General features: G+C 40.3%; 20 protein-coding genes, 1 pseudogene and 1 other annotated feature. Of the genes and pseudogenes, 16 read left to right on the top strand and 5 right to left on the bottom strand.

From position 1 onward, the window contains the following. The first annotated feature begins 292 nt into the window (after positions 1 to 292). On the top strand, positions 293 to 1,561 hold the full coding sequence (locus AB3I27_RS10760) for a glycoside hydrolase family 73 protein (protein WP_104760250.1): 1,269 nt from the start codon (positions 293 to 295) through the stop codon (positions 1,559 to 1,561). Positions 1,562 to 1,608: 47 nt separating this feature from the next. Here AB3I27_RS10760 and AB3I27_RS10755 read toward each other — a convergent pair whose 3' ends face one another. Then, positions 1,609 to 4,737 (bottom strand): glucosaminidase domain-containing protein, encoded by a 3,129-nt coding sequence (locus AB3I27_RS10755; RefSeq protein WP_002320449.1) that lies wholly within the window; start codon positions 4,735 to 4,737, stop codon positions 1,609 to 1,611. A gap of 148 nt (positions 4,738 to 4,885) precedes the next feature. Between AB3I27_RS10755 and AB3I27_RS10750 the strand changes: the two genes are divergently transcribed. The 4 genes and pseudogenes from AB3I27_RS10750 (at position 4,886) to AB3I27_RS10735 (ending at position 8,287) form a co-directional block, all read left to right on the top strand. Continuing rightward, on the top strand, positions 4,886 to 5,350 hold the full coding sequence (locus AB3I27_RS10750) for a MarR family winged helix-turn-helix transcriptional regulator (RefSeq protein ID WP_104760251.1): 465 nt from the start codon (positions 4,886 to 4,888) through the stop codon (positions 5,348 to 5,350). After that, a complete protein-coding gene (locus AB3I27_RS10745; protein ID WP_104760252.1) occupies positions 5,334 to 5,963 on the top strand; it encodes a nitroreductase family protein in 630 nt (209 codons plus the stop codon). Before AB3I27_RS10750 ends, AB3I27_RS10745 begins: the two co-directional genes overlap by 17 nt. Positions 5,964 to 6,315: 352 nt before the next feature. Continuing rightward, positions 6,316 to 7,794 (top strand): annotated as a pseudogene (gene msr(C) / locus AB3I27_RS10740) (ABC-F type ribosomal protection protein Msr(C)). Between the two features lie 46 nt (positions 7,795 to 7,840). Continuing rightward, entirely contained in the window at positions 7,841 to 8,287 is a 447-nt protein-coding gene (locus AB3I27_RS10735; RefSeq protein ID WP_002310470.1) for a DUF2798 domain-containing protein, read from the top strand. A gap of 200 nt (positions 8,288 to 8,487) precedes the next feature. Here AB3I27_RS10735 and AB3I27_RS10730 read toward each other — a convergent pair whose 3' ends face one another. After that, a complete protein-coding gene (locus AB3I27_RS10730; protein WP_002310468.1) occupies positions 8,488 to 9,003 on the bottom strand; it encodes a PadR family transcriptional regulator in 516 nt (171 codons plus the stop codon). A gap of 116 nt (positions 9,004 to 9,119) precedes the next feature. Here AB3I27_RS10730 and AB3I27_RS10725 point away from each other — a divergent pair, with 116 nt between their 5' ends. Next, positions 9,120 to 10,322: an MFS transporter gene (locus AB3I27_RS10725; RefSeq protein ID WP_002320448.1), complete on the top strand. Its 1,203-nt coding sequence runs from the start codon at positions 9,120 to 9,122 to the stop codon at positions 10,320 to 10,322. A 495-nt stretch (positions 10,323 to 10,817) separates the two neighbouring features. Next, a complete protein-coding gene (locus AB3I27_RS10720) occupies positions 10,818 to 11,144 on the top strand; it encodes a hypothetical protein (protein ID WP_002310464.1) in 327 nt (108 codons plus the stop codon). Between the two features lie 116 nt (positions 11,145 to 11,260). On the opposite strand, the gene AB3I27_RS10715 is transcribed toward AB3I27_RS10720, so the two are convergent. The 3 genes from AB3I27_RS10715 to proB form a co-directional block, all read right to left on the bottom strand. After that, a complete protein-coding gene (locus AB3I27_RS10715) occupies positions 11,261 to 11,605 on the bottom strand; it encodes a hypothetical protein (RefSeq protein WP_002310463.1) in 345 nt (114 codons plus the stop codon). Positions 11,606 to 11,680: 75 nt separating this feature from the next. Continuing rightward, positions 11,681 to 12,928 (bottom strand): glutamate-5-semialdehyde dehydrogenase, encoded by a 1,248-nt coding sequence (locus AB3I27_RS10710; protein ID WP_002310461.1) that lies wholly within the window; start codon positions 12,926 to 12,928, stop codon positions 11,681 to 11,683. Further along, a complete protein-coding gene (proB, locus tag AB3I27_RS10705) occupies positions 12,925 to 13,731 on the bottom strand; it encodes a glutamate 5-kinase (RefSeq protein ID WP_002344833.1) in 807 nt (268 codons plus the stop codon). The genes AB3I27_RS10710 and proB overlap by 4 nt, the downstream gene beginning before the upstream one ends. A gap of 229 nt (positions 13,732 to 13,960) precedes the next feature. Between proB and AB3I27_RS10700 the strand changes: the two genes are divergently transcribed. The 9 genes from AB3I27_RS10700 (at position 13,961) to AB3I27_RS10660 (ending at position 22,786) form a co-directional block, all read left to right on the top strand. Next, positions 13,961 to 14,488 (top strand): dUTP diphosphatase, encoded by a 528-nt coding sequence (locus AB3I27_RS10700; protein ID WP_002310457.1) that lies wholly within the window; start codon positions 13,961 to 13,963, stop codon positions 14,486 to 14,488. A 62-nt stretch (positions 14,489 to 14,550) separates the two neighbouring features. Continuing rightward, a complete protein-coding gene (gene radA, locus AB3I27_RS10695) occupies positions 14,551 to 15,921 on the top strand; it encodes a DNA repair protein RadA (RefSeq protein ID WP_002310456.1) in 1,371 nt (456 codons plus the stop codon). Between the two features lie 33 nt (positions 15,922 to 15,954). After that, positions 15,955 to 17,112 carry a PIN/TRAM domain-containing protein gene (locus AB3I27_RS10690; protein WP_002287448.1) on the top strand — a complete coding sequence of 386 codons (1,158 nt, stop codon included), beginning with the start codon at positions 15,955 to 15,957 and terminating at the stop codon, positions 17,110 to 17,112. A 169-nt stretch (positions 17,113 to 17,281) separates the two neighbouring features. Next, a complete protein-coding gene (gene gltX / locus AB3I27_RS10685) occupies positions 17,282 to 18,742 on the top strand; it encodes a glutamate--tRNA ligase (RefSeq protein ID WP_002293095.1) in 1,461 nt (486 codons plus the stop codon). Next, positions 18,739 to 18,979: a binding site (T-box leader), on the top strand. It overlaps the preceding gene by 4 nt. A gap of 82 nt (positions 18,980 to 19,061) precedes the next feature. After that, positions 19,062 to 19,598, top strand: a complete 537-nt coding sequence (gene epsC, locus AB3I27_RS10680; protein WP_002293094.1) for a serine O-acetyltransferase EpsC — start codon at positions 19,062 to 19,064, stop codon at positions 19,596 to 19,598. Further along, positions 19,595 to 21,007 carry a cysteine--tRNA ligase gene (gene cysS / locus AB3I27_RS10675; protein WP_104760254.1) on the top strand — a complete coding sequence of 471 codons (1,413 nt, stop codon included), beginning with the start codon at positions 19,595 to 19,597 and terminating at the stop codon, positions 21,005 to 21,007. The genes epsC and cysS overlap by 4 nt, the downstream gene beginning before the upstream one ends. After that, positions 21,004 to 21,399 (top strand): Mini-ribonuclease 3, encoded by a 396-nt coding sequence (locus AB3I27_RS10670; RefSeq protein WP_002316867.1) that lies wholly within the window; start codon positions 21,004 to 21,006, stop codon positions 21,397 to 21,399. Before cysS ends, AB3I27_RS10670 begins: the two co-directional genes overlap by 4 nt. Beyond that, positions 21,392 to 22,252, top strand: coding sequence for a 23S rRNA (guanosine(2251)-2'-O)-methyltransferase RlmB (rlmB, locus tag AB3I27_RS10665; RefSeq protein WP_086309874.1), 861 nt, complete (start codon positions 21,392 to 21,394; stop codon positions 22,250 to 22,252). The genes AB3I27_RS10670 and rlmB overlap by 8 nt, the downstream gene beginning before the upstream one ends. Positions 22,253 to 22,255: 3 nt before the next feature. Next, entirely contained in the window at positions 22,256 to 22,786 is a 531-nt protein-coding gene (locus AB3I27_RS10660; RefSeq protein ID WP_002293089.1) for an NYN domain-containing protein, read from the top strand. The last annotated feature ends 41 nt before the right edge of the window (positions 22,787 to 22,827 follow it).

Here is a 22,827-nt window from a genome sequence, read left to right as displayed (position 1 = left end):
CAAAAATAGACACGAAAAACCTCCTAGGGAAACCATGTTCCTCAGAGATTTTTCATGCCTAGTATGATCTAGTCACATGAAACGAATTATTGTTAACGTAATCATTTTATATAGACAGTTATGTTTTGTCAATTCTTTTTTTATAATTATAGTAATTTAATGGAATATATGAGGATCATTGAGAGCACAAAATAAAGAAACGTATGTTATTTAATTATGAGCATTGACTTACTTTTACTTTTTTAGTTACACTGTTATTTAGGAAAAGTTTCATATTTAAAGGAGAAAAAGAATGAAAGCAAGAAATTTATTATTTAGCGTTATTCTTTTAGGAAATCTAGCAGTTGCCAACACAACCGTGCTAGCTGAAGAAACGACAGGAACAGTCACAGCTCAGGCAACGGGTTCTTCAGAAATAGGAATTGAAAACGATACAGAAAGTACGTTGCAGTCAGCTACTGTCTCCGAAAATACGGTTTCAACTGAAGAATCAACAACAGGGACAACAGAACAACCGCAAACGGAAGAAAGCACATCAGCAGAAGCTCAGAAAAATCCAGAGAATGCGGAAGAAATCACGAACCAATTGACAGATGGACAAACATTGACACATACTCATCAAGCAGATTTGTCTGAATTCGAAAACTATACTGGCTACGCTTTTTCTGCCCGCTCATCTGCTAATTCTCAACAAGCATTCATTGATAGTATTGCGTCCACTGCACAAAGCTTGGCAAGTGCCAATGACTTATACGCATCAGTCATGATTGCACAAGCAATCGTTGAAAGCGGCTGGGGGAACAGTGCCTTGGCTTCTGCTCCTAATTACAATCTATTTGGAATCAAAGGAAGCTATAATGGCCAATCTGTTACGATGCCTACTTCGGAATATGTAAATGGACAATGGATCACGGTAAATGCTGCTTTTAGAAAATATCCTTCGTACAAAGAATCATTACAAGATAATGTGACGGTATTGAAGACGACTTCTTTCCAGCCGGGCGTGTATTACTATTCTGGTGCATGGAAAAGCAATACGAACTCTTACAAGGATGCTACAGCTTGGTTGACCGGTCGTTATGCCACTGCGCCTAATTATGGTGCTACACTAAACAATGTAATCGAGACTTACAATCTGACGCAGTATGATACAGCACCAACTTCAACTTCTCCAATGTATCGTTTATATAATCGTCATACAGGAGAGCATTTGTATACATTGAATGCCGGCGAAAAAAATTATCTGCCAACTGTAGGCTGGGAATATGAAGGAATTGCTTGGCAAGCACCAAACAGTGGACAGCCTGTCTACCGTTTATACAATCCTTACAGCGGAGACCATCATTACACAATGGCGCAATCTGAGATCAACTCTTTAACAAAAATCGGTTGGCGCTATGAAGGTCTAAGTTTTTATTCTGGTGGTTCCAAGCCAATCTATCGACTATTCAATCCAAATGAAAAAACTGGTACCCATCACTATACCTTAAGTGCGAAAGAAAGAGATTGGCTAACGCCAATGGGCTGGAGATATGAAGGAATAGGATTTTATGGTTATTAAAAAGAGGTTGTGACAACATTCTTGTCACAACCTTTTTTTATGCCCGTTCAATCAAATTGATCCAGCTTCCAATATTCGATCAGATTATTCAATTTTTGACCGTAATCAGGATCTGTCGCGTATGTTCCTGTTAATGCACGGGTAGCATCTCTATAAGAACGTGCATTGACTTTCCATGTCCCCGCATATCGGTTTGGATCCCAAGAAACACCATATCTTAATTTTAAGGCATTATCTAAGAAGGATTGGTCAGTGGACTGATAGACCCGAAATTTTGAATTGACAGGGACAACGACACCATTGATCACTTCGTTAGATATATGCCAGATATAGCCATACTTTCCTTCATCTTCGCCGTCTTTGAATTTCATCCCAAAGAAGTTATTCGCGTGCTGAGCTAGATAGCTTGTGCCATATCCTGTTTCTAGGATTGCTTGAGCCAACATGACAGAAGTATACAAGCCATGAGCAGGCGCGATACGATTCGCACTTTGGCTGACGGAATTGATGAATCTTCCCTGAGGTGTCTGATCGTTCACTTGTCCTAGAATCGTCAGTTGGTTTGGCTGATAGCCGCTTGGCCGCCGGTCGTTTTCAACAATGGTTAGCTGGATACCTTCAACAGGCAAATTCATTCTGACAGAGCCTGCTTTTTGTCCATTTGATGCCCAGCCTAACCAGCCTCTGGAACGAACAAAGGCACGATAATAAATATCATAGTTTTCAGCAAGTTCTCCTGTCAACTGAAAGGAAAAGGCTTGAAGAGAGCGATTTTGTCCAGTCGTTCCTGAGATTGCTCCATTGGCTACAGTTCTGGTCCAACCGCTGTCAGCTAGGTGTGAATCATATTGGATACCGCCAGTATACCTTGATGTTCCTAAATTTGCGCGAATCGCTTCAAATTGTCTTCCTTGATTTGCGTAGCTGATCGAGTTGTTCAGGCTCGTTTGGCTTACCCAGCCAATATTCGATACATGTCCTTGCAACGTGATTCTAGGTGGAGCTATACGAAAGGCGCGAGTAGTTGCACCAGGTGCGGCTCCACCTTTCCTTACTAATACAATTTGAATCGCTTCTGCACGGTAAGCATAGCCTTGTGTACCAGCTGATTCACCGTTCTTTGCCCAGTTCATCCAGCCGAATTCTTGTGCATGTACACGATAATAAACGTCATATCGGGTGCTGATTGTGCCAGTCAGATTGATGCGGATCGCCTCAATAGGCAGATTTTGTCCAGTCGTACCAGAAATCGTGCCATTTTGTGCCCAGTTGGTTTCCCAACCTTTGTTAGCGATATGGGATTGATAAGTGATACCGCCACCAATTGTATTTTCAGATAAACGCAGTTGCATTGCTTGAAGACTTAACCGTTGGCCAGTCGTACCAGCTTGATTAGCAGCATCTGTCTGGCCTAACCAACCTCTGTTAGTTACGTGAGTATTCGCCAATACGGATGGTTCCTTTTCGATATAAGAAATACCGTTGGTAGCAGGGCCGGAACTGTTTTTGTCCAATAATTGGATTTCAATTGCTTCGATTTGATGACCGTATCCAAGTGTTCCGGAAGGATTTCCGTTCATTGTCCAAGGAAGCCAGCCAAAATTTCGTACATGGACTCTATAATAAACATTGTAAGTTGCTGCTAATTGTCCAGTTAATCGAATATTGATTCCTTCAATCTGTTTGACTTGTCCAGTCGTTCCAGAAATAGCGCCGTTAGCTACCCAATTTTGCCATCCTGAACCTTGGACATAAGAGGTGTATTCAATAGCACCAGAGAGGGAGGATGAAAGATGGATACGAAAAGCTTCTACTTGTAAAGATTGACCTGTTGTTCCTGAAAGTTGACCGCTAGAAACATTTGGCAGCCAACCACGATTTTTGACATGTGTACTATAAGTAATAGATGGACGTGCAGTACGCAAGGTAGATTCATCTGTCTGTGGCACTTTGTTTTGCGGCTGGAAAGAAGAATCAGTTGTTTCTTTTGAATCAGATGCTGTACTTTCAGCTGTTCCTATCTGTTCATTTGAGGAATCAGTCTCTGCTGATACTGAACCCTCTGGTTGGAATTCTTTCTGTGGGACAAAAACGATTGAAGAATCCTTTGCTGTCAGCACATAAAACACTTGATTGCTGATTTGGACTGCTCTTTGTACGTGATAACTTTCTGAATGTGAAATGGTTTCCTCTGATTGTTCTAGCCAAGCTTGATCAAGGGACAGAGAGGCAACAGTTGATTCAGAAAGCTGACCTTGTGATGCTTCAACTGGAACTGTTTTTGGCTCATGAGCAGTTACAGAGTTCGCTGCTACCCATCCTTCATAGTTTGCTGTTTGGATATGTACCCAAGTCGTTTGATCAGATAACGCTACTTTATCTGTGATGAGGGCTGGTCCAGATATTTTTTGATGTTCTTCTTGGCGATAGAAGGTAGGATAAATATCTGTTTCATTCAGAGTCGTATAGGTTTCTGTCATACTTATATGTGTTTGAATGATAGGATCAGCTGAAACTTCCGAGTAATACGCACGTACGGAAGAAAGAAAATGCTCCTTGTCTAGAGTGATCGAATCGTCAAACATCAAGAAATCAGCTGATTTTTCCAAGGGTAAAGAATAGGTTTTGATTTTTTTTGCTACATAATAGGCCAGATAATTGGTGACTTGTTCTGTTGGCTCTGTTGGTATGACTAGTTGGATCGTTCCTTTATCCACACATTGTCCATCGGGTAGCTGGACATCAGTAGAGACAATCTCATACACACCTTGCGCATCAATGTAGCTATGAGTAGATTGCTGCTGAATGAACGATTCCTTTGTTTGTTTTGAAGCTGAAAGGTGGATTTTATCAGGTTTCATTTGTTCAAATCTACCATTTGCTCCTTGCAAAGAGGGATTTCCAGAGATTTTCGGCGGTGTGAAATTTTCTACTGCAGAAGAGCTGTCTTCTAGATTTTGATAGGAATTCTCTCCAGATAGGCTTGATTGGGATGGTGCGCTTTCATCTTCTGATAGGGCAGATGTTTCTGTTGTTTGAACATTTGACAAAACGGTATCAGCAAATACGAGACTATTAGGTAACAATGTCGCATTCACTAAGAGAAATACTGCGGCTAATCTTCTTTTTCTCATATCATTGTCCTCTCTTTCTTTTTTATTGTTCTTTCTTTTCATTCTACAAGAGATTTCTTTTATTTACACTCATTTCTATTGAAAGCCTTTGTTTTTTAATTTCACAGCTGATTCTTTGACTTTTTTCTTTTTTTATTCTATTATTGACAAGTCAATCGTTGACTAGTCAATTATTGGAGAGGAGGAAATTATGTCTTTAGAAGAGATTAGCCACCTTTTATATCAAATCAAATTAGCCGATCAAAAAATCGTCCAGATCTTTGAGGAAAATATCGGTATAAGTCTTACTAGATACGAGATCATGATGAGACTGAAAGAAGAAAATCCATTGCTGCAAAGCAGTTTGCAAGAAAAGTTGCAGATTGATCAAGGAGCAGTTACTCGTCATCTGAAGGTTTTAGAAGCAAACGGGTATGTTTCGCGTCAGAGAAATCCTCAGAACAACCGGGAAGTTTACGTAGCACTGACAGAAAAAGCCCAGCAGAAAATCGAGCATTGTGAAATGGAGCATAAAGATACAGGTTCCGTGCTGTCCCCAGCTTTCAGCGATGTAGAGATGAAACAATTCCTAACACTTTTAGATAAATTGAATACCCAACTTTGCAATATAACAACAGAAACGAAAGAGGTTAATAATAATGGAACAAAAAAATGATTTTTCAACAATTATGACTGGTAGAAGATCCGTTCGCGTATATGATGAAACATACAAAATCCCACACGAAGAAATGCTGGAAATGATCAAAGAAGCGACGACTGCTCCTTCTTCTGTCAATATGCAACCATGGCGCTTTGTAGTCGCAGAAAGCGAGGAAGCAAAAAAAATCTTGCGTCCTTTGATCCGTTTCAATACGAGACAAAATGATACTTCTTCTGCAATGGTCATGATTTTTGGCGATATGCAATGTTATGAATATGGCGAAGAAATCTATAACCAAGCTTACGAATCAGGGAAGATGCCAAAAGAAGTCAGAGATCAACAATTAGCTGCGATCATTCCTTATTACAAGAGTTTTTCAAGAGAAGAAATGAACGATGTAGTCAAAGTCGATTCTAGCTTAGCGGCTATGCAATTCATGTTAGTTGCACGTGATCATGGCTATGAAACAAATCCAATTGGTGGCTTCGAAGCAGATCAGTTGGCAGAGGCATTTGGTTTGGATAAAGACCGCTATGTTCCAGTTATTATTTTATCAATAGGAAAAGCGGTAGAAGAAGGTTACGAGTCTGTACGTTTAGCACCAGAAAAGATCACTACGTTCAAATAAAAGGTTTTCAGTTACTGTTCAGTAGCTATTGCTTTTTTTGAATCGTGTGTGGTAACCTAATAAAAAAGGAGGTCGGAAAAATGACTGCATCGATGAAATTACGTTTTGAACTTTTGAATAACAACTAAATAAATTCAAAAGACATGTATAAACAACAATTTCATGGGTGGAGTATGTCCATTTTTTCGAACGACAGTAGAATAGGTGAAAGCTATGACAGATTTGATGATTTAGTCATAGTTATTTCGTTCAGAGTAGGAAAAGATGTTATGCAGTTTTTTTGTAAACAGATTTTTCTGCTCTTTTTTAGTATCGATATTGTTGTTTTACATGAAATAGGAGTGTAAAACATATGGAAAATTTAGCAGTAAATATAACAAACCTGCAAGTTCGTTTTGGTAACCAGTTAGAATTATCTATTGATTCTCTTCGTGTCTATCAGCAAGATCGGATAGGAATAATAGGGGAAAATGGAGTCGGTAAAACAACGTTGCTGAAACTGATAGCCGGTGAACTTATCCCCAATCAAGGGAAAATCCAAACAGAGATCACTTTCAACTATCTGCCTCAATTAACCTATCTTGCTGAGGCAAAGGACCTAAATTTGGAATTAGCCAGTCATTTCCAGTTGAAACTGGAAGAAACTTCGGAACGGAAATGGAGTGGAGGGGAAGAACGAAAGATCGAGTTGATACGTCTTCTTTCTTCTTATGAACAAGGGATGCTTCTAGACGAGCCGACAACCCATCTAGATAGAAAAAGTATGGATCGACTAATTGAAGAGCTTCGTTATTATTATGGCACGCAGATTTTTGTTAGTCATGACCGCTATTTTCTAGATGAGTTGGCAACGAAAATCTGGGAAGTAAAAGACGGAGAAATCCGAGAGTTTCCGGGGAATTATAGTGCCTATCTCACTCAAAGGGAATTGGAGAAAAAGACTCAGCTACGAGAAGCAGAGTCGATCATGAAAGAGAAAAAACGATTGGAAAAATCGATCCAAGAAAAGAAAAAACAAGCGGAAAAGTTAGAAAAAGTGTCTAGTAAAAAGAAAAAGCAACAAATCAGACCGGATCGGTTGTCTTCCTCTAAACAAAAAGACAGTGTACAAAAATCTATCCAAAAGAATGCGAAAACATTAGAGAGAAGACTCCAAAAAATAGGAGAAACAACCAAACCGCAACAGATGAAACAAATCCGTTTTCCAGTACCAAAATCTCTTGAACTCCACAATCGTTATCCAATCATGGGACAAAATATCCAATTGGAAAGAAGCGGAAGAACATTACTGATAAATAGCGATTTTCAATTTTCTTTAGGTAAAAAAATCGCGATTGTCGGCGAAAATGGATCAGGTAAGACAACTTTATTGTAACATATCCGCAAACAAGGAGAAGGAATCCTTCTCTCTCCGAAAGTAAGCTTTCAAGTATATCAGCAAAAGGATTATCAAATGACATCTGAAGAATCCGTCATTCGTTTTGTCATGAGACAAACAGAGTTTTCGGAATCACTTGTCCGCAGTTTGTTGAATCATTTAGGGTTTGCTCAGGAAACTCTGACGAAACCGTTGTGTACGTTAAGTGGGGGAGAAGCGACTCGTTTGACGATTGCTTTGCTTTTTACTAAGCCAAGTAATGTGTTGCTGTTAGATGAACCGACTAATTTCATTGATGTGGCAACGATCGAAGCTTTAGAGCAGCTGATGCAAGTATATCCGGGAACGATTTTGTTTACTTCACATGATTCCTACTTTGTCGAGCGTACGGCTGATGAAGTTTATGAAATAAAAGGGCAGAAAATAAAAAAAGTACTTACGAGAAATTTTTAAATGTGCTACGATGATTTTCGTGACAAATTTAAAGGAGTGGTACAGATTGCCTACAAATAAAAAAGAAGGAATAATTTTTACAACAATGATGTGTTTTTTGATGGTCTTGGGAATGAGCGCGTATAATTTATGGTTGCATCAAGATCTTCATTTATCAAGTTTATTGATTGGTCTAGTGCCTGGATTCGTGGTGGCTTTCATTTTGGATGTCTTCATCATCGGTGTGCTGGCGAAAAAAATTGCCTTTAAACTACCAGTAAATCCAGAAAGCAAGATCCAAATGATCTTAACTATTTCCTGCTTGATGGTTTTAGGAATGGTCACATGTATGTCTTTGTTTGGTGTGATCATGGAACAAGGAATACCTGATCAATTATTCTCTGCTTATATGAATGCTTGGAAAATGAATGTGATTGCCGCTTTACCGTTGCAGTTGATTATCGTTGGCCCACTTTCAAGAAGTGTGTTGAAAGCCATTCAAAGCAATGAATAATGGAACACTGTTTATTTGAAAAAAAGGTTGTGACCTGCTTTTTGTCACAGTTCCTTCAATGCAGTTCTAGAAAGAAAAATGATCCGAACGATAGGTTTTTGCCTGTCTTTCGGATCGTTTTTCTTTTTCAGCTGTATCGTTCTTTTAGTGAAGATGATTCGTTGCTTAATAGATAAATCTAGAAAGGTTCTGTTTATCCATTACTCAAAAAACGGCTGCATTTGTTCTCTTACTTGCTGACACCATTGGAGTTCCTGCTGACAAAGCATGATTCGACGCTGGATCACAACATAACGTCCAAATTCTTGTCTCTTGTCTAGCGAGAGGTCATTCAATTTTTTTTGATTTTTTTGCATGATTTTGTTCAGTTGTTGTTCTCTAGTGAATAGCAGTCCAGTAGCTGTTGTTTTGTCGAGTGTCGAAAAAGCATAGATTTTTGCTAAAAATTCATCTTTTTGCGTAGGAGCTGGGGTCTCCTCTTTGATCCATTCCTCTACAAGGGCACGTCCTTCATCAGTCAAGTGGTAGATCTTTTTTTGAGAATGCTCGTCTTTGTCCAAAACGGTCACATAACCCTGTTGGTCTAACTTAGCAAGCGTCGTATAGATTTGACTGTGATGAGCTTCCCAAAAAATCGTGATCAGCTGCTTCAATTCATACCCAGAACGCGGTTTGGATAAAAGCACGCATAATAATATATAGGCTAAAGTATTCATAAAAATCCTACCTCTCGTCTTATTTTCTTTATTATATCACAGTAAAGTTTCCATGTTTTACATGTGCATATTGACATGTAAAATAAATCATGTATGATGCTAATAGAGAGAAAGGGATGGAAATATTGGAGAATCAAATAGATATACAAGAACAAACAAATGAAGAAACAAAGGGGAAAAGTTCGGCGCTAGTTGTAGCAGCTACCTGTATGATCGCTTTTATGGGAGTGGGCCTGGTAGACCCGATTTTAAAAACGATTGCTGCACAGTTAAACGCTACGCCAGCTGAAACGACCCTGTTATTTACTAGTTACATGCTAGTCACTGGTGTGGTGATGCTATTTACAGGTTTCTTATCTAGTCGGATTGGCTTGAAAAAAACATTGATGACCGGATTGTTTATCATCGTTGTATTCGCTGGTCTTGGTGGATTATCTGGCAATATCGGTATGTTGATTGGGTTACGTGCTGGCTGGGGTGTCGGGAATGCTTTATTTGTCTCTACTGCTCTAGCAACGATCGTCAGTATTTTAGTCGGTAACACAGAAAAAGCAATCATGATGTATGAAGCAGCACTTGGCTGCGGAATGGCAGTTGGTCCTCTAGTCGGTGGAGTCTTGGGCAGTGGTTCATGGCGTTATCCATTTTTTGGGGTAGCATTTTTGATGTTTTGCGGTTTTATAGCCCTAGCGGTACTTTTACCTGAAACTGAGAAACCAAAGAGAAAAGTAGGCCTTTGGGAAGGTGTCAAAGCGTTAAGCAATCATAAACTTCGTTCAGTTGGACTGATCGCATTGTTATATAATTTCGGATTCTTTACTTTACTTGCATATGCGCCATTTTTATTGATTGGCTATTCTGAATTAGAGGTCGGTTTTGTATTTTTTGGCTGGGGTGTGCTTCTGGCTATTGCTTCGATTTTCGTTGCACCGGCTCTTGAGCGGAAGTTTACGACTTATCGGACGATTTTAGCTGCATTTGTCTTATTCATTATTTGTTTGCTGTTATTAGGAGCTGGTACTTCTATGCCAGTCCTTGTACCAATCAGTATTGTGTTAGCAGGATTTTTCCAAGGGATCATTAATACATTGTTGACGACGATTGCTATGGAAATACCCGGTCTGCAACGAAACGTTGCTTCTTCCAGCTATAGTTTTGTCCGTTTTTTCGGTGGAGCTTTAGCACCATTTATTGCAGGTGTGATCGGCGAACATATTGGTGAAAGCTATGCGTTTTATTTTGCAGGTGCCATTGTTCTTATCAGTGTATGTTGTATCATTTATCACCGTAATTATTTTGCTACAAATGAAGAAAAATAAGAAACTAAAGGTTGTGAAAAAGCTGTCCTGCCTCAAATCATAAGAACAGCCAAACAAAAACAGCTCCTCCTATTTTTCGTTTGGTTGGACTTATTACCGCAGATGCAATCTTTTGAACACCGTTTATCAAGAGGTCGTAAGGCTGCCGTTCAGCTCCGAGTCACAAGGAACAATTTCAAAAAACAGTTTCTCATGTTTGTTGAATATCGTGACTTGTGACCGAGGAGTTGGCAGGCGAACACCGTTTAAGGAAGAGGTTGTGAAAAAGTCGTTTAGTTTCAAGTATTAAGAAAAATTTTGTGAAAATGGCTTTCTACATTTTTGCATAAATTTGGCTTAATACCGAGAAACTGGCTTTTGAACACCGTTTATTTGGAAAAAGGGAATGTGACAAAAATCGTGTCACATTCCTTTTTTTTCTCAAAATAATGTAACTGGAAAATTTTTAGTAGGTAAGCTAAAATTCATTTAAGAAAAAGAATGGGGGGATAATAGATGCTGGAAGAATATTTTCAGGAAGTCGGGTTGACACTCGTTGAATTACCCATTGAATTTTTAGATGATCGGTTGATTTATCGTGGCTATATCAAAGAATTGCCAATGATCAACGCGGAAGGTGAAACTAGAAAAGCGATGCAGCAAAAAATAGCTGGTATATATCAGATGTATCGGGAACAGCTATTGGCAGAATCAGCGGAAGAAGAAAAAGAAAAAACGATGGACTTGTCCATGGATGAGCTGCTTCGTTATTATGATGGCGAAACATTTGACGGATTTTCGCTTCTTAACGAAGAGGAAACAGATTTACCAGGCAGCTGGTAGGAGAACACCGTTTATATGGGAAAAGGGGCTTTGACAAAATCTTTGTCAAAGCCCCTAAAAAGTTCGGCAGTTTTTTGCCGGTGTTCAAGGCACCCTACTTATCATACGGACATTTTTTAGCGGAAAGTCCGATTCAAGTGGTTTTTATTCAGCTGATATTTATAAGATAAGTGAAAGATCCCAGCAATCAGCAACGTAATCGTATAGGCAATTGAATGATCGAAAAAAGAATAGTAATTGACTCCAGCTAACAGGCATAATGCAACCATGTAGCTGATGTGTAAGCGAGCAACCAAACCTTTTGGACCAATTTTGTCAAAATACTGCGCCCATTTTTCCCGTTGCCCCCCTATGCTTCGTTTCTTGAACTGAAAAAAAAGGGATAAAATACCGACTCCTAGAAAAGCAGCGATATTCAGAGAAATAAGGTAAATAAAAAAAATCATTAAAATTTCAAACATATTGACACCTTTCTAATTGGATAGAACCTTTACAGTAAAAAGGCAAAAGGCGGGAATAATGTTTCACACGAAACATTATTCGCGGATTTGTCCATCGCCATAAATGATATATTTTGTGGAAGTCAATTCATTTAACCCCATTGGACCACGGGCATGCAACTTTTGAGTAGAGATACCGATCTCTGCACCAAAACCAAATACCGATCCGTCTGTAAAACGAGTGGAGGCATTGACATAGACAGCCGCCGCGTCCACTTCATTCAAGAAACGTTGACTAGCCGAATAGCTATCTGTCACGATTGTTTCTGAATGCTTGGTGTTATGTCGGTTGATATGCGCAATTGCTTCGCTTAAAGAATCGACTACTTTGACGGCAAGGATATAATCCAGATATTCAGTATCCCAATCTGCCTCTTCTGCTAAAGCAGCTGTCTCTAGATATTCTAACGCACGAGCATCCGCACGTAAAGAGACGCCGTGTTCTACCAGTTCTTTTTCAATGGCCGGTAAGAAAAAGGGGGCGATCTCAGAATGGATCAGTAATGTTTCTGCCGCGTTGCAGACAGAAGGACGGGAAGCTTTTGCATTGACAATGATTTTCACTGCCATAGACAACTGTGCTTCTTTATCGATGTATACGTGATTATTTCCTGTACCTGTTTCAATGATAGGTACCGTTGCCTGTTCTTTGACTCGTTGAATCAATTTTGCTCCGCCTCGAGGAATCAGCACATCTAAGTATTCTGTCAATCGCATCAACTGTTCTGCAGTTTCATGAGAAGTATCATCAACAAACTGGATGGCATAAGGAGATTCGCCAGCACTAAGCAGTACTTGCTGCAATAGTTGGACCAGTAATTGATTCGAGAAGAATGCTTCTTTGCCACCGCGAAGGATAACGGCATTTCCTGATTTGAACGCTAGACTGGCTGCATCAGTCGTGACATTTGGACGAGATTCGTAAATGATACCGATCACGCCGAGGGGCACGCGCTTTTTGCCGATTCTCAATCCGTCGGTGTTCGTCCACATCTCATCTACTTTTCCAATAGGATCGTCTAACGAAGCAATCTTTTCGATCTCTGCAACCATGGCATTGATTCGCTCAGGTGTCAGTTGTAAGCGGTCTTGCATCGTTTCACTGATATTGTTTTCGACTGCTTTTTCTAAGTCCTTATGATTTGCTTCGATGATTGCCTGTTGATTCTTTTTGATGGTTTTCGCCATCTGAACAAGTAGCTCATTTTTACGGTTTGTAGGCATAAGTGCTAGTTGTTGCGCACTATCTTTTGCCTGTTGCCCTAATTGCATCAAATCAGTCATTTCAAGTCCTCCTTAAATAAAGTACCTACTTCTTTTCCTGCAAGAATATCAAAAATGATTGCCGGATTTTTCCCATTTGCTAGAATCATTGCACTGTTTGCTTCAAATATCCTAGAAGCTGCTTTTAATTTACTTTGCATACCGCCTGTTCCAAAGGTGCTACCTGCACCACCTGCTTGTGCCAGAATCTTTTCATCGATTTTATCGATATAGCGATACATCTGAGCCTCGGGATTTGTAGCCGGATTATCTGAATAAAAACCGTCGATATCAGAAAGAACGATCAAAAGGTCTGCCGCGACAAGTTTTGCCATGATTGCTGACAGCTGATCATTATCACCAAATTTGGTCAGATGATCTAATTCATCTACTGCGACAGTATCGTTTTCGTTCACAATAGGAATCGTATCCATGATCAAAAGCTGTTCCAATGTATTCCTCACATTTTTACGACTTTCAGGGTAATCTACCACATCTCTTGTCACGAGGATTTGTGCTGTCTGCTGATTATATACACTGAATCTTTGATTATAGATATTCATCAATTCGGCTTGGCCAACAGCCGCCGCCGCTTGCTGTTCAGGGATCAAAGTCGGACGTTCTGACAAATGTAATTTATGCATACCGACGCCTACAGCCCCTGATGAGACTAGGATCACTTCCTTTCCACGATTTCTAAGATCGGAAAGGACAAAAGCTAACTGATCGATCGCTGCAAGATTGATGTTTCCATTGGGATAGATCAATGTACTTGTTCCTACTTTGACAATAATTCGTTTTGCATTTTTTATTTCTTTACGCATGTGACACCTCAATCAAATATCCACTCATTAATTTCGTTCTATTCTACTTGTTTTGACGAGTAAAGTCATGTAAAAAATAGTTTTTTTGTACAACTTGCAGTTGTTCGGTAAAAGAACGCGTTAATGGTTGACTTTAGGATAGCAGAATTTCTTGAAGAATTTGTAAAGAGAGTCTTTTATAGCCTCGAATATGTTAGAATAGGAGTAGTTTATTTAGGGAGGAAAACCGGTGAGAAAAAGAGGATTTGAAGTTATTTCTAAATATAAAGAGCAAAATATCAATCTACCGCAGCGCGCTACACATCATGCTGCTGGCTATGATTTTGAAGCAGCAGAAGAGGTCGTGATTCCAAGTATCTGGAAAGCAGGCTGGAAAAAAGGATTGGAAACAATCGCAGATGCATTGAAAAAAGACGTATCAGAAAATGAAAAACAGTTAAAACCGATCCTTGTGCCTACTGGGGTCAAAGCCTACATGGGAGAAGATGAATTTTTGCAGCTTGCTAACCGTTCAAGCAATCCGTTGAAGCGGTTTTTAGTGTTGACGAACGGCGTAGGTGTGATTGACAGTGATTATTACAATAATGAGGCAAATGAAGGACATATCATGTTCCAATTCACCAACTTTGGTTTCAAGGATGTAGTGATCAAGAAAGGTGAGCGTATCGGTCAAGGGATCTTCTTGCCATTTTTAAAAGCAGATCAAGATCAAACGACTGCTCAACGTCAAGGCGGATTTGGTTCTTCCAGTAAATAAAACGATAAAGAAATTTAAGCTTGATTTAATGTCTCATGGTTAGAATAAGAGGAGGCGGTACAATGGCAAAAAAATCAAAAGTACAATTTGTTTGCCAAAATTGCGGGTATGTGTCGCCTAAGTTCTTGGGACGCTGCCCAAATTGCGGAAAATGGAATACGATGGTCGAAGAAATCGAACAAGATACAACAGACCGCAGAACGCGGACAAGTTTGACAGGAGAAAAAGCGAAACCAACAAAAATCGCAGACGTCGTCCCTAAAAAAGAACCTCGGGTCAAAACGAAATTAGAAGAACTGAACCGTGTGCTAGGTGGAGGCGTGGTTCCGGGATCCATGGTCTTGATTGGTGGAGATCCAGGTATTGGTAAATCTACTTTGCTGTTACAAGTTTCTCAACAATTAGCAGCCATAGGCGGGAAAGTCTTGTATGTATCCGGCGAAGAAAGCGCAGAACAGATAAAATTACGCGCGGAGCGCCTCGGAAGTATCAACACAGAATTTTATCTATACGCTGAAACAGATATGAATGAAATCAGTCGTGCCATCGAACATATCTCCCCTGATTATGTTATTATTGATTCCATCCAAACGATGACGCAGCCAGACATCACAAGTGTGGCAGGAAGCGTCAGCCAAGTAAGAGAAACCACTGCAGAATTACTCAAAATCGCTAAAACGAATGGAATTGCCATTTTTATCGTCGGTCATGTTACGAAAGAAGGTTCGATCGCCGGTCCAAGAATGTTAGAGCATATGGTGGATACAGTGTTATATTTTGAAGGTGAACAACATCATAGTTTCCGAATTTTACGAGCGGTAAAAAACCGATTTGGCTCAACGAACGAGATTGGGATTTTTGAAATGCATGAGCATGGATTGGAAGAAGTCGCTAACCCTTCACAGATTTTCTTGGAGGAACGCCTAGACGGTGCGACTGGCTCTGCTATCGTTGTAGCAATGGAAGGAACACGCCCAATTTTGGTAGAGATCCAAGCATTAGTCACACCTACTATGTTCGGAAATGCTAAGCGAACAACAACAGGTCTTGATTTCAATCGTGTATCTCTAATCATGGCAGTGCTGGAAAAAAGAGCTGGACTACTTCTTCAGAATCAAGATGCTTACTTAAAAGCTGCAGGTGGGGTAAAATTAAATGAACCAGCGATTGATTTAGCTATCGCTGTCAGTATTGCTTCAAGCTACAAAGAAAAAGGAACACAGCCGACGGAATGTTTCATCGGTGAAATCGGACTGACTGGAGAAATCAGACGTGTCAGTCATATTGAACAACGGGTCAAAGAAGTCCAAAAACTCGGCTTCACAAAAGTTTACCTGCCTAAAAACAACTTAGGCAACTGGGAAGCGCCAAAAGGAATCGAGATCGTTGGAGTAGCAACTTTGGCTGAAACGTTGAAGCGTGTGTTCCACTAAATAATAAATGATTGTCGAAACGGAGGAAAAACGATGCAAAAACGTGTCATTACGTTGCTGATGATCATTGTCGGCGCAAGCTTGGGTATTTCATTTTTACCCTCAGCTTGGCAGGCAATCGGTCAACAGTCAAATGGGTGGCTGAATAATACATTTACCAACAGTTTGTTAGGCGCACTTATTTTCTTTTTATTATCTTTGCTGTTGGCCAAACATATCTCAGCTATTATCAAACAAGTAGAACAAAAACTAAGCGAGGTCAGCTTGACTTATCTTCTCTTCGGTGCGATCGGTGCGATCATCGGATTGACTTTAGGCGTTGTGATCTCAACCCCTCTTTACAATATGGAAATTCCATTCGTCAATAGTGTATTGCCGATTTTACTGATGATCATCTTAGGTTATTTGGGATTGAGAATGGGAACGACACGAATCGAAGAATGGAAGAAAGTCTTTGGTTCACGAAGCAAAAAAATCGAGCAAGAAACAGCTAGCCAAGTGGAGAGCCAACTGTTAGAACGAAAATCAGGAGAAAATTTCCATAAATATAAAATCTTGGATACAAGTGTGATTATTGATGGTCGGATTTATGATATTACAAAGACTGGATTTTTAGAAGGAACCTTGATGATCCCTAATTTTGTTCTTTACGAACTACAATACATCGCGGACTCAGGGGATAGTTTGAAACGTGTGCGTGGTCGTCGCGGATTAGATATCCTAAATGCTTTGCAAAAAGAAGAAGGTATATCTGTCGAAATGTACGATGGAGACTTTGAAGATATCAGCGAAGTAGACAGCAAGTTGATTAAATTAGCCAAGCTTTTAGACGGTGTCATCGTAACCAATGACTATAACTTGAATAAAGTCTCTGAATTCCAAAATGTACCTGTTCTTAATATCAATGCGTTGGCAAATGCCGTGAAACCAGTCGTCATTCCTGGCGAAACGATGAATGTTCTAGTAGTAAAAGCCGGAACAGAACGCCAACAAGGGGTAGCCTATCTTGATGATGGCACGATGGTTGTCGTAGAAGATGGACAGCATTACATGAATGAACGTATCGAAGTTGTTGTGACAAGCGCTCTTCAAACAGCTGCTGGACGCATGATCTTTGCTAAACCTGCCCATGCAGGACGAGGGATCGACAATAAAAAAGAGACAGAGAAAAAGACAAAACAATCAAAATAAAAAAGAAATTCAGCCAACTGGTAAGGAAATTCAACCAGTTGGCTTTACTATTTACCTTAGAAAAGGTAAAATTTGTGCTGAGTGGCTTTAAATAAATGATATTTGAGAAGCCGTAACTGACGGAATTTTTACTGTTAGTCAAAGTCTAGTTTGAAAGAAGAGGAAGAAAATGACGAAAGTACGCGTACGCTATGCACCAAGTCCAACTGGGCACCTGCATATTGGAAATGCAAGAACTGCATTGTTCAATTATTTGTTTGCCCGCCACAATGATGGAGACTTTATTATTCGTATTGAGGATACTGACCAAAAACGTAATATCGAAGATGGCGAAAAAAGCCAGTTGGAAAACCTTGCTTGGTTGGGAATGGATTGGGATGAATCTCCTGAAAATCCTGGAGAATACGGCCCTTACCGTCAATCTGAACGTAAAGAAATCTATCAACCGCTGATTGATCAGCTGCTTGCTAGCAATCGAGCATACAAATGCTATTGCACAGAAGAAGAATTAGAAGCAGAACGGGAAGCACAACGCGCAAGAGGAGAAATGCCTCATTACGCAGGAACATGTGCGAACTTGACACCTGAAGAACAAGCAGAAAAAGAAGCACAAGGTCTAGAATCTGTTGTACGTTTCCGTGTGCCTCGCAATACAGAATACGCATTTACAGATATGGTAAAAGGCGCTATTTCGTTCGAATCCGATAATATCGGCGGCGACTTTGTCATCCAAAAACGCGATGGTATGCCAACCTATAACTTTGCTGTTGCGGTCGATGACCATTTGATGAAAATCACTCACGTTTTACGTGGAGATGACCATATTGCCAATACACCAAAACAACTGATGATCTATGAAGCATTTGGCTGGACGCCACCAACATTCGGACATATGACGTTGATCATCAACAGTGAAACAGGCAAAAAACTAAGCAAACGTGACGAATCAATCTTACAATTTATCGAACAATATCGCGAATTAGGTTATCTACCAGATGCAATGTTCAACTTTATTGCATTATTGGGCTGGTCACCTGTGGGCGAAGACGAAATCTTCGAACACCAAGAATTGATCAAAATGTTCGATCCAAAACGCCTAAGTAAATCACCCGCAGCTTTCGATGCGAAAAAACTGCAATGGGTAAACAACCATTACATCAAAGCAATGGATCTAGATGCATTTACTGACATGTGTCTGCCTTATCTAATCGCTGACGGACGTGTAGCAGAAAACCCAGATGAAAAGACAATCGAATGGGTGAAGAAGATCGTTAGCCTGTATCAACCTCAAATGAGCTATGCTGCAGAAATCGTTGATCTGTCTACGCTATTTTTCAATGAACATCCTGTATTGAATGAAGCAGCAAAAGAAGTACTTGCTGGTGAAACAGTTCCTACTGTTCTCCACGCATTTAAAGCACAGCTAGAACAAATGGAAGTAGTAGATGCTCCAACTGTAAAAGCTGCCATCAAAGCTGTTCAAAAAGAAACTGGCGTAAAAGGGAAAAATCTTTTCATGCCGATCCGTGTAGCTGTATCAGGACAAATGCATGGCCCAGAATTGCCTGAAACGATCGAATTGCTTGGTCGTGAAAAATCATTAGCACATTTAAATCAAGTACTGAACTAAACACGATGAACAGAAAAAAGTAAGCAGCTGATCATTACAAGAGAGATGCCGGGTGGTGCAAGGCGTCAATGAATAGTTGCCGAAATGCCTCTGGGAGTGGTCTTGGCGAAAACACAGAAAACAGGAAAAACTGTTTTACAGGAAACGAAGTAGCCAAGAACGTATAACAGGCGTTAGCTGTCAGAGATAATCGTTGATTATGAAGAAAAGTGGAACCACGCGGAAAGCGTCTTTTGATAAGGAAACTTATTTAAAAGGCGCTTCTTTTCTTTATAAGCTGTTTTCCTACATAAAATACTTACGAAAGGAGTGGAAAGTCATGAGTTGGTTTGCCCGAGCGATTGATGCAGCAAAGAGAAACGATCCGGCTGCACGTTCGACAGCGGAGATCGTTTTGACCTATCCCGGTTTTCATGCCTTGTTTTGGCATCGTTTCTCTCATTTTTTATATCAGCATCGGCTCTTTTTATTGGCGAAGATCAATGCTCAATTTTGGCGTTTCCTGACAGGTGTTGAAATCCATCCAGGAGCAACGATTGGAACAGGTGTGTTCATCGACCATGGAATGGGGATCGTCATTGGCGAAACCGCAGAAATCGAGGATGATGTGATTTTGTTCCATGGCGTAACATTAGGCGGTACGGGAAAAGAAACAGGTAAAAGACACCCAACGGTCAAACAAGGAGCCATGCTCTCTGCGAATGCGCAGATATTAGGACCGGTAACGATCGGAAAAAACGCAAAAATCGGCGCAGGTGCCGTTGTGTTGAAAGATGTTCCAGACGACGCTACAGCCGTAGGAGTACCAGCAAAAGTCGTTCGAATCAAAGGAGAAAAAGTGAGGAGATCAGAATGATAAAAATCTACAATACATTGACCAGAAAAAAAGAAGAATTCATCCCTATACAAAAGGGACATGTCGGTATGTATGTCTGCGGACCGACTGTGTATAACTATATCCATATTGGAAATGCTCGTAGCACCATTGCTTTCGATACGATTCGACGCTATTTTGAATATCGAGGCTATAAAGTCGATTTCGTATCGAATTTCACGGATGTAGACGATAAAATCATCCGTACAGCAAACGAATTAGGCATCACAGCACCAGAAGTCGCTGATCGTTTCATCCGAGCATTTGAAGAAGATACGAAAGCGTTGAATGTCGAGCCTGCTACACTGCATCCAAGAGTCATGGACCATATGCCAGATATTTTAGCATTTATTCAAGTGTTGGTTGAAAAAGGCTATGCTTATGAATCTTCAGGTGATGTGTATTACCGTACCCGTAAATTTGAAAACTATGGGAAATTAAGTGACCAATCCATCGATGAATTGGAAGTCGGCGCAAGTCAGCGTACTGGTGAAGAACAGCAGCAAAAAGAAGACCCATTAGATTTCGCTTTATGGAAACAAGCAAAACCTGGCGAGATTTCTTGGGATTCACCATGGGGCAAAGGGCGTCCCGGTTGGCACATCGAATGTTCCGTCATGGCGACAAAACATTTAGGCGAAACAATCGATATCCATGGTGGTGGGCAAGATTTGGAATTTCCTCATCACGAAAATGAAATCGCACAAAGTGAAGCGAAAACAGGGAAAAAATTCGCTAATTACTGGATGCACAATGGCTATGTAACGATTGGCGAAGACGATGAAAAAATGAGTAAATCTCTAGGGAATTTCATCACTGTACATGAAATGATCCAAAACGTTGATCCACAAGTCTTGCGTTTCTTCATGGCGACCACACAATACCGTCGTCCGATCCGTTACAGTGAAACGACGATGAAAGAAGCAGCCACCAATTTACAACGACTGAAGAATACGTTTGACAATTTGAAATTCCGCCAAGAAACTGCCTCAGAGAATTTGGCAGATGATGCGGATAAAATCACTTTGTTAGAAAATTTGGAACAGCGATTCATCAAAGAAATGGATGATGATTTTAATGCAGCAAATGGGATCACAGTGGTCTATGAGCTTGCTAAATGGCTGAACACTTATCTAGACCAAGCGGAAGTTTCTGCCGCTGTCTTGGCACAGGGAGAAGCTTTATTCTCGCAATGGCTTTCGATCTTCGGTATTTTATTTACAGCAGAAGAATTATTGGATGAAGAGATTGAACAATTGATCGAAGAACGAAATCAAGCAAGAAGCAATCGTGATTTTGCCCGAAGCGACGAAATCCGTGATTTGTTGAAAGAAAAAGGGATCTTATTAGAAGATACACCCCAAGGAACCCGATGGAGAAGAGAAGCATGAGAGATTACACACAATTGAACGGTTTAGCCCTGGCTTACGTGGGAGATGCGATTTACGAAATCTATGTTCGTGACCACCTGATCAATCAAGGAGAAACAAAACCCAATAAGTTGCATCGTGCGGCAACGAATTATGTCTCTGCAAATGCACAAGCTTTTTTGATTCAGCAAATGCTGGAGGAACATCTTTTGACAGAAGAAGAAGAGCTTTATTATCGCAGAGGAAGAAATGCCAAAAGCCATACGAGTGCAAAAAATGCTGATGTTACGACTTACCGGGTCGCAACAGGATTCGAAGCACTGATGGGCTATCTGCATTTGACAAAACAAACCGAGCGGATGGAAGAATTGATCCGCTGGTGTATTCAGAAAGTTGGTGAAAAAAATGGGTAAAGAAAGAACAAACAAACATCAATCGAAACGTGGATTTGAAGACAAAAAACAAAATAGATATCCAAATAAAAAGCGAACTGGACGAAATCAGTCAGTTTCTGATCAAAACGAAGAAGCATTAGAAGATAATTTCGTCTTTGGACACCACGCCGCAGTAGAAGCGCTACAACAAGGGCGAGGGAATAAACTCTTTCTTCAAGAAGATTCACGAGGAGAAAAAGTAGAAGAACTGAAAGAAATCGCACGTGAGCAAGCTGTACCGGTCAAATGGGTCCCTAAACAAAAGTTAGAAACTTTGAGCGATCATGGCGTGCATCAAGGAGTCGTTCTTGCGATTACACCTTATGAATATTTATCCCTTGACCAACTGATTGAACGAACAAAAGAGAAAAAAGAAGCCCCCTTCTTTTTGATTTTGGATAGCATCGAAGATCCACACAATTTTGGGTCGATTTTACGGACAGCAGACGCAAGTGGCGTCGATGGTGTGATCATACCAAAACACCGAGCAGTTGGAATCACGCCTATCGTAACAAAGACTTCCACTGGTGCAGTGGAATATGTGCCTGTTGCACGTGTGACGAATTTGGTACAAGCTGTGCAACAGCTCAAAGAGACAGGATTTTGGGTATTTGGCACAGATATGACTGGCACAAACTTCCAAAAATGGAATGCCAAAGGATCCATTGCTTTAGTCATTGGTAATGAAGGCAAAGGAATGAGTCCAGGATTGAAAAAAGAAATGGATGAATTACTGACGATTCCAATGACTGGGCACGTCCAAAGTTTAAATGCCAGTGTTGCCGCTGGATTGCTGATGTATCAGGCTTTTTCCCAACGTCAGGGGGAGTAGGTCATGAAAAAACAGCTGTTGATTGTAGATGGCTACAACATGATCGGTTCGTGGCCGGAACTGGTCCAGCTTAAAAAGCAGGACAAAATGGCAGATGCAAGAGAAGCTCTTTTGCATCGTTTATCAAATTATGCGAAATATGAAGGACTGGAAGTCATCGTTGTCTTCGATGCTCAATTAGTACCGGGCATCCAGCAAAATTATAGGAAATATCAGTTGGATGTTGTTTTTACGAAAGAAGATGAAACGGCTGACAGTTATATCGAAAGAATCGCTGGGCAGCTGAATGATCGTTTGACACAAGTAACAGTGGCGACAAGCGATCTAGCAGAACAGTGGATGATTTTTTCTCAGGGGGCGTTGCGGACTTCTGCTTATGAATTATATAAAACGATTAAAAAAACGGAAAAAACAATAGCCCAAGAAAATAAAGATATGCATTTTGTTGATTTCCGACGTAATTCTCCGTGGAATGAAGAGCAGTTAAAAAAATTGTCCCAAAAATTGGACGATTTAATGAGAAAAAATAAATAACATATCGTTCTAATCAGTTCGATGAATCATTGATGATAAGA

Source organism: Enterococcus sp. C46 (assembly GCF_040887565.1).
Lineage (GTDB): Bacteria > Bacillota > Bacilli > Lactobacillales > Enterococcaceae > Enterococcus_B > Enterococcus_B lactis.
The sequence above is the reverse complement of the archived record's forward strand: the minus strand, read 5'-3'. Positions and strand labels throughout refer to the sequence as shown.

Excerpts from the sequence above, each read along its gene's own strand:
- AB3I27_RS10760 (WP_104760250.1), top strand. The coding sequence starts at position 293 with ATGAAAGCAAGAAATTTATTATTTAGCGTTATTCTTTTAGGAAATCTA.
- AB3I27_RS10755 (WP_002320449.1), bottom strand. The coding sequence starts at position 4,737 with ATGAAAAGAAAGAACAATAAAAAAGAAAGAGAGGACAATGATATGAGA.
- AB3I27_RS10750 (WP_104760251.1), top strand. The coding sequence starts at position 4,886 with ATGTCTTTAGAAGAGATTAGCCACCTTTTATATCAAATCAAATTAGCC.
- AB3I27_RS10745 (WP_104760252.1), top strand. The coding sequence starts at position 5,334 with ATGGAACAAAAAAATGATTTTTCAACAATTATGACTGGTAGAAGATCC.
- AB3I27_RS10730 (WP_002310468.1), bottom strand. The coding sequence starts at position 9,003 with ATGAATACTTTAGCCTATATATTATTATGCGTGCTTTTATCCAAACCG.
- AB3I27_RS10725 (WP_002320448.1), top strand. The coding sequence starts at position 9,120 with ATGGAAATATTGGAGAATCAAATAGATATACAAGAACAAACAAATGAA.
- AB3I27_RS10720 (WP_002310464.1), top strand. The coding sequence starts at position 10,818 with ATGCTGGAAGAATATTTTCAGGAAGTCGGGTTGACACTCGTTGAATTA.
- AB3I27_RS10715 (WP_002310463.1), bottom strand. The coding sequence starts at position 11,605 with ATGTTTGAAATTTTAATGATTTTTTTTATTTACCTTATTTCTCTGAAT.
- AB3I27_RS10710 (WP_002310461.1), bottom strand. The coding sequence starts at position 12,928 with ATGACTGATTTGATGCAATTAGGGCAACAGGCAAAAGATAGTGCGCAA.
- proB (WP_002344833.1), bottom strand. The coding sequence starts at position 13,731 with ATGCGTAAAGAAATAAAAAATGCAAAACGAATTATTGTCAAAGTAGGA.
- radA (WP_002310456.1), top strand. The coding sequence starts at position 14,551 with ATGGCAAAAAAATCAAAAGTACAATTTGTTTGCCAAAATTGCGGGTAT.
- AB3I27_RS10690 (WP_002287448.1), top strand. The coding sequence starts at position 15,955 with ATGCAAAAACGTGTCATTACGTTGCTGATGATCATTGTCGGCGCAAGC.
- gltX (WP_002293095.1), top strand. The coding sequence starts at position 17,282 with ATGACGAAAGTACGCGTACGCTATGCACCAAGTCCAACTGGGCACCTG.
- epsC (WP_002293094.1), top strand. The coding sequence starts at position 19,062 with ATGAGTTGGTTTGCCCGAGCGATTGATGCAGCAAAGAGAAACGATCCG.
- cysS (WP_104760254.1), top strand. The coding sequence starts at position 19,595 with ATGATAAAAATCTACAATACATTGACCAGAAAAAAAGAAGAATTCATC.
- AB3I27_RS10670 (WP_002316867.1), top strand. The coding sequence starts at position 21,004 with ATGAGAGATTACACACAATTGAACGGTTTAGCCCTGGCTTACGTGGGA.
- rlmB (WP_086309874.1), top strand. The coding sequence starts at position 21,392 with ATGGGTAAAGAAAGAACAAACAAACATCAATCGAAACGTGGATTTGAA.
- AB3I27_RS10660 (WP_002293089.1), top strand. The coding sequence starts at position 22,256 with ATGAAAAAACAGCTGTTGATTGTAGATGGCTACAACATGATCGGTTCG.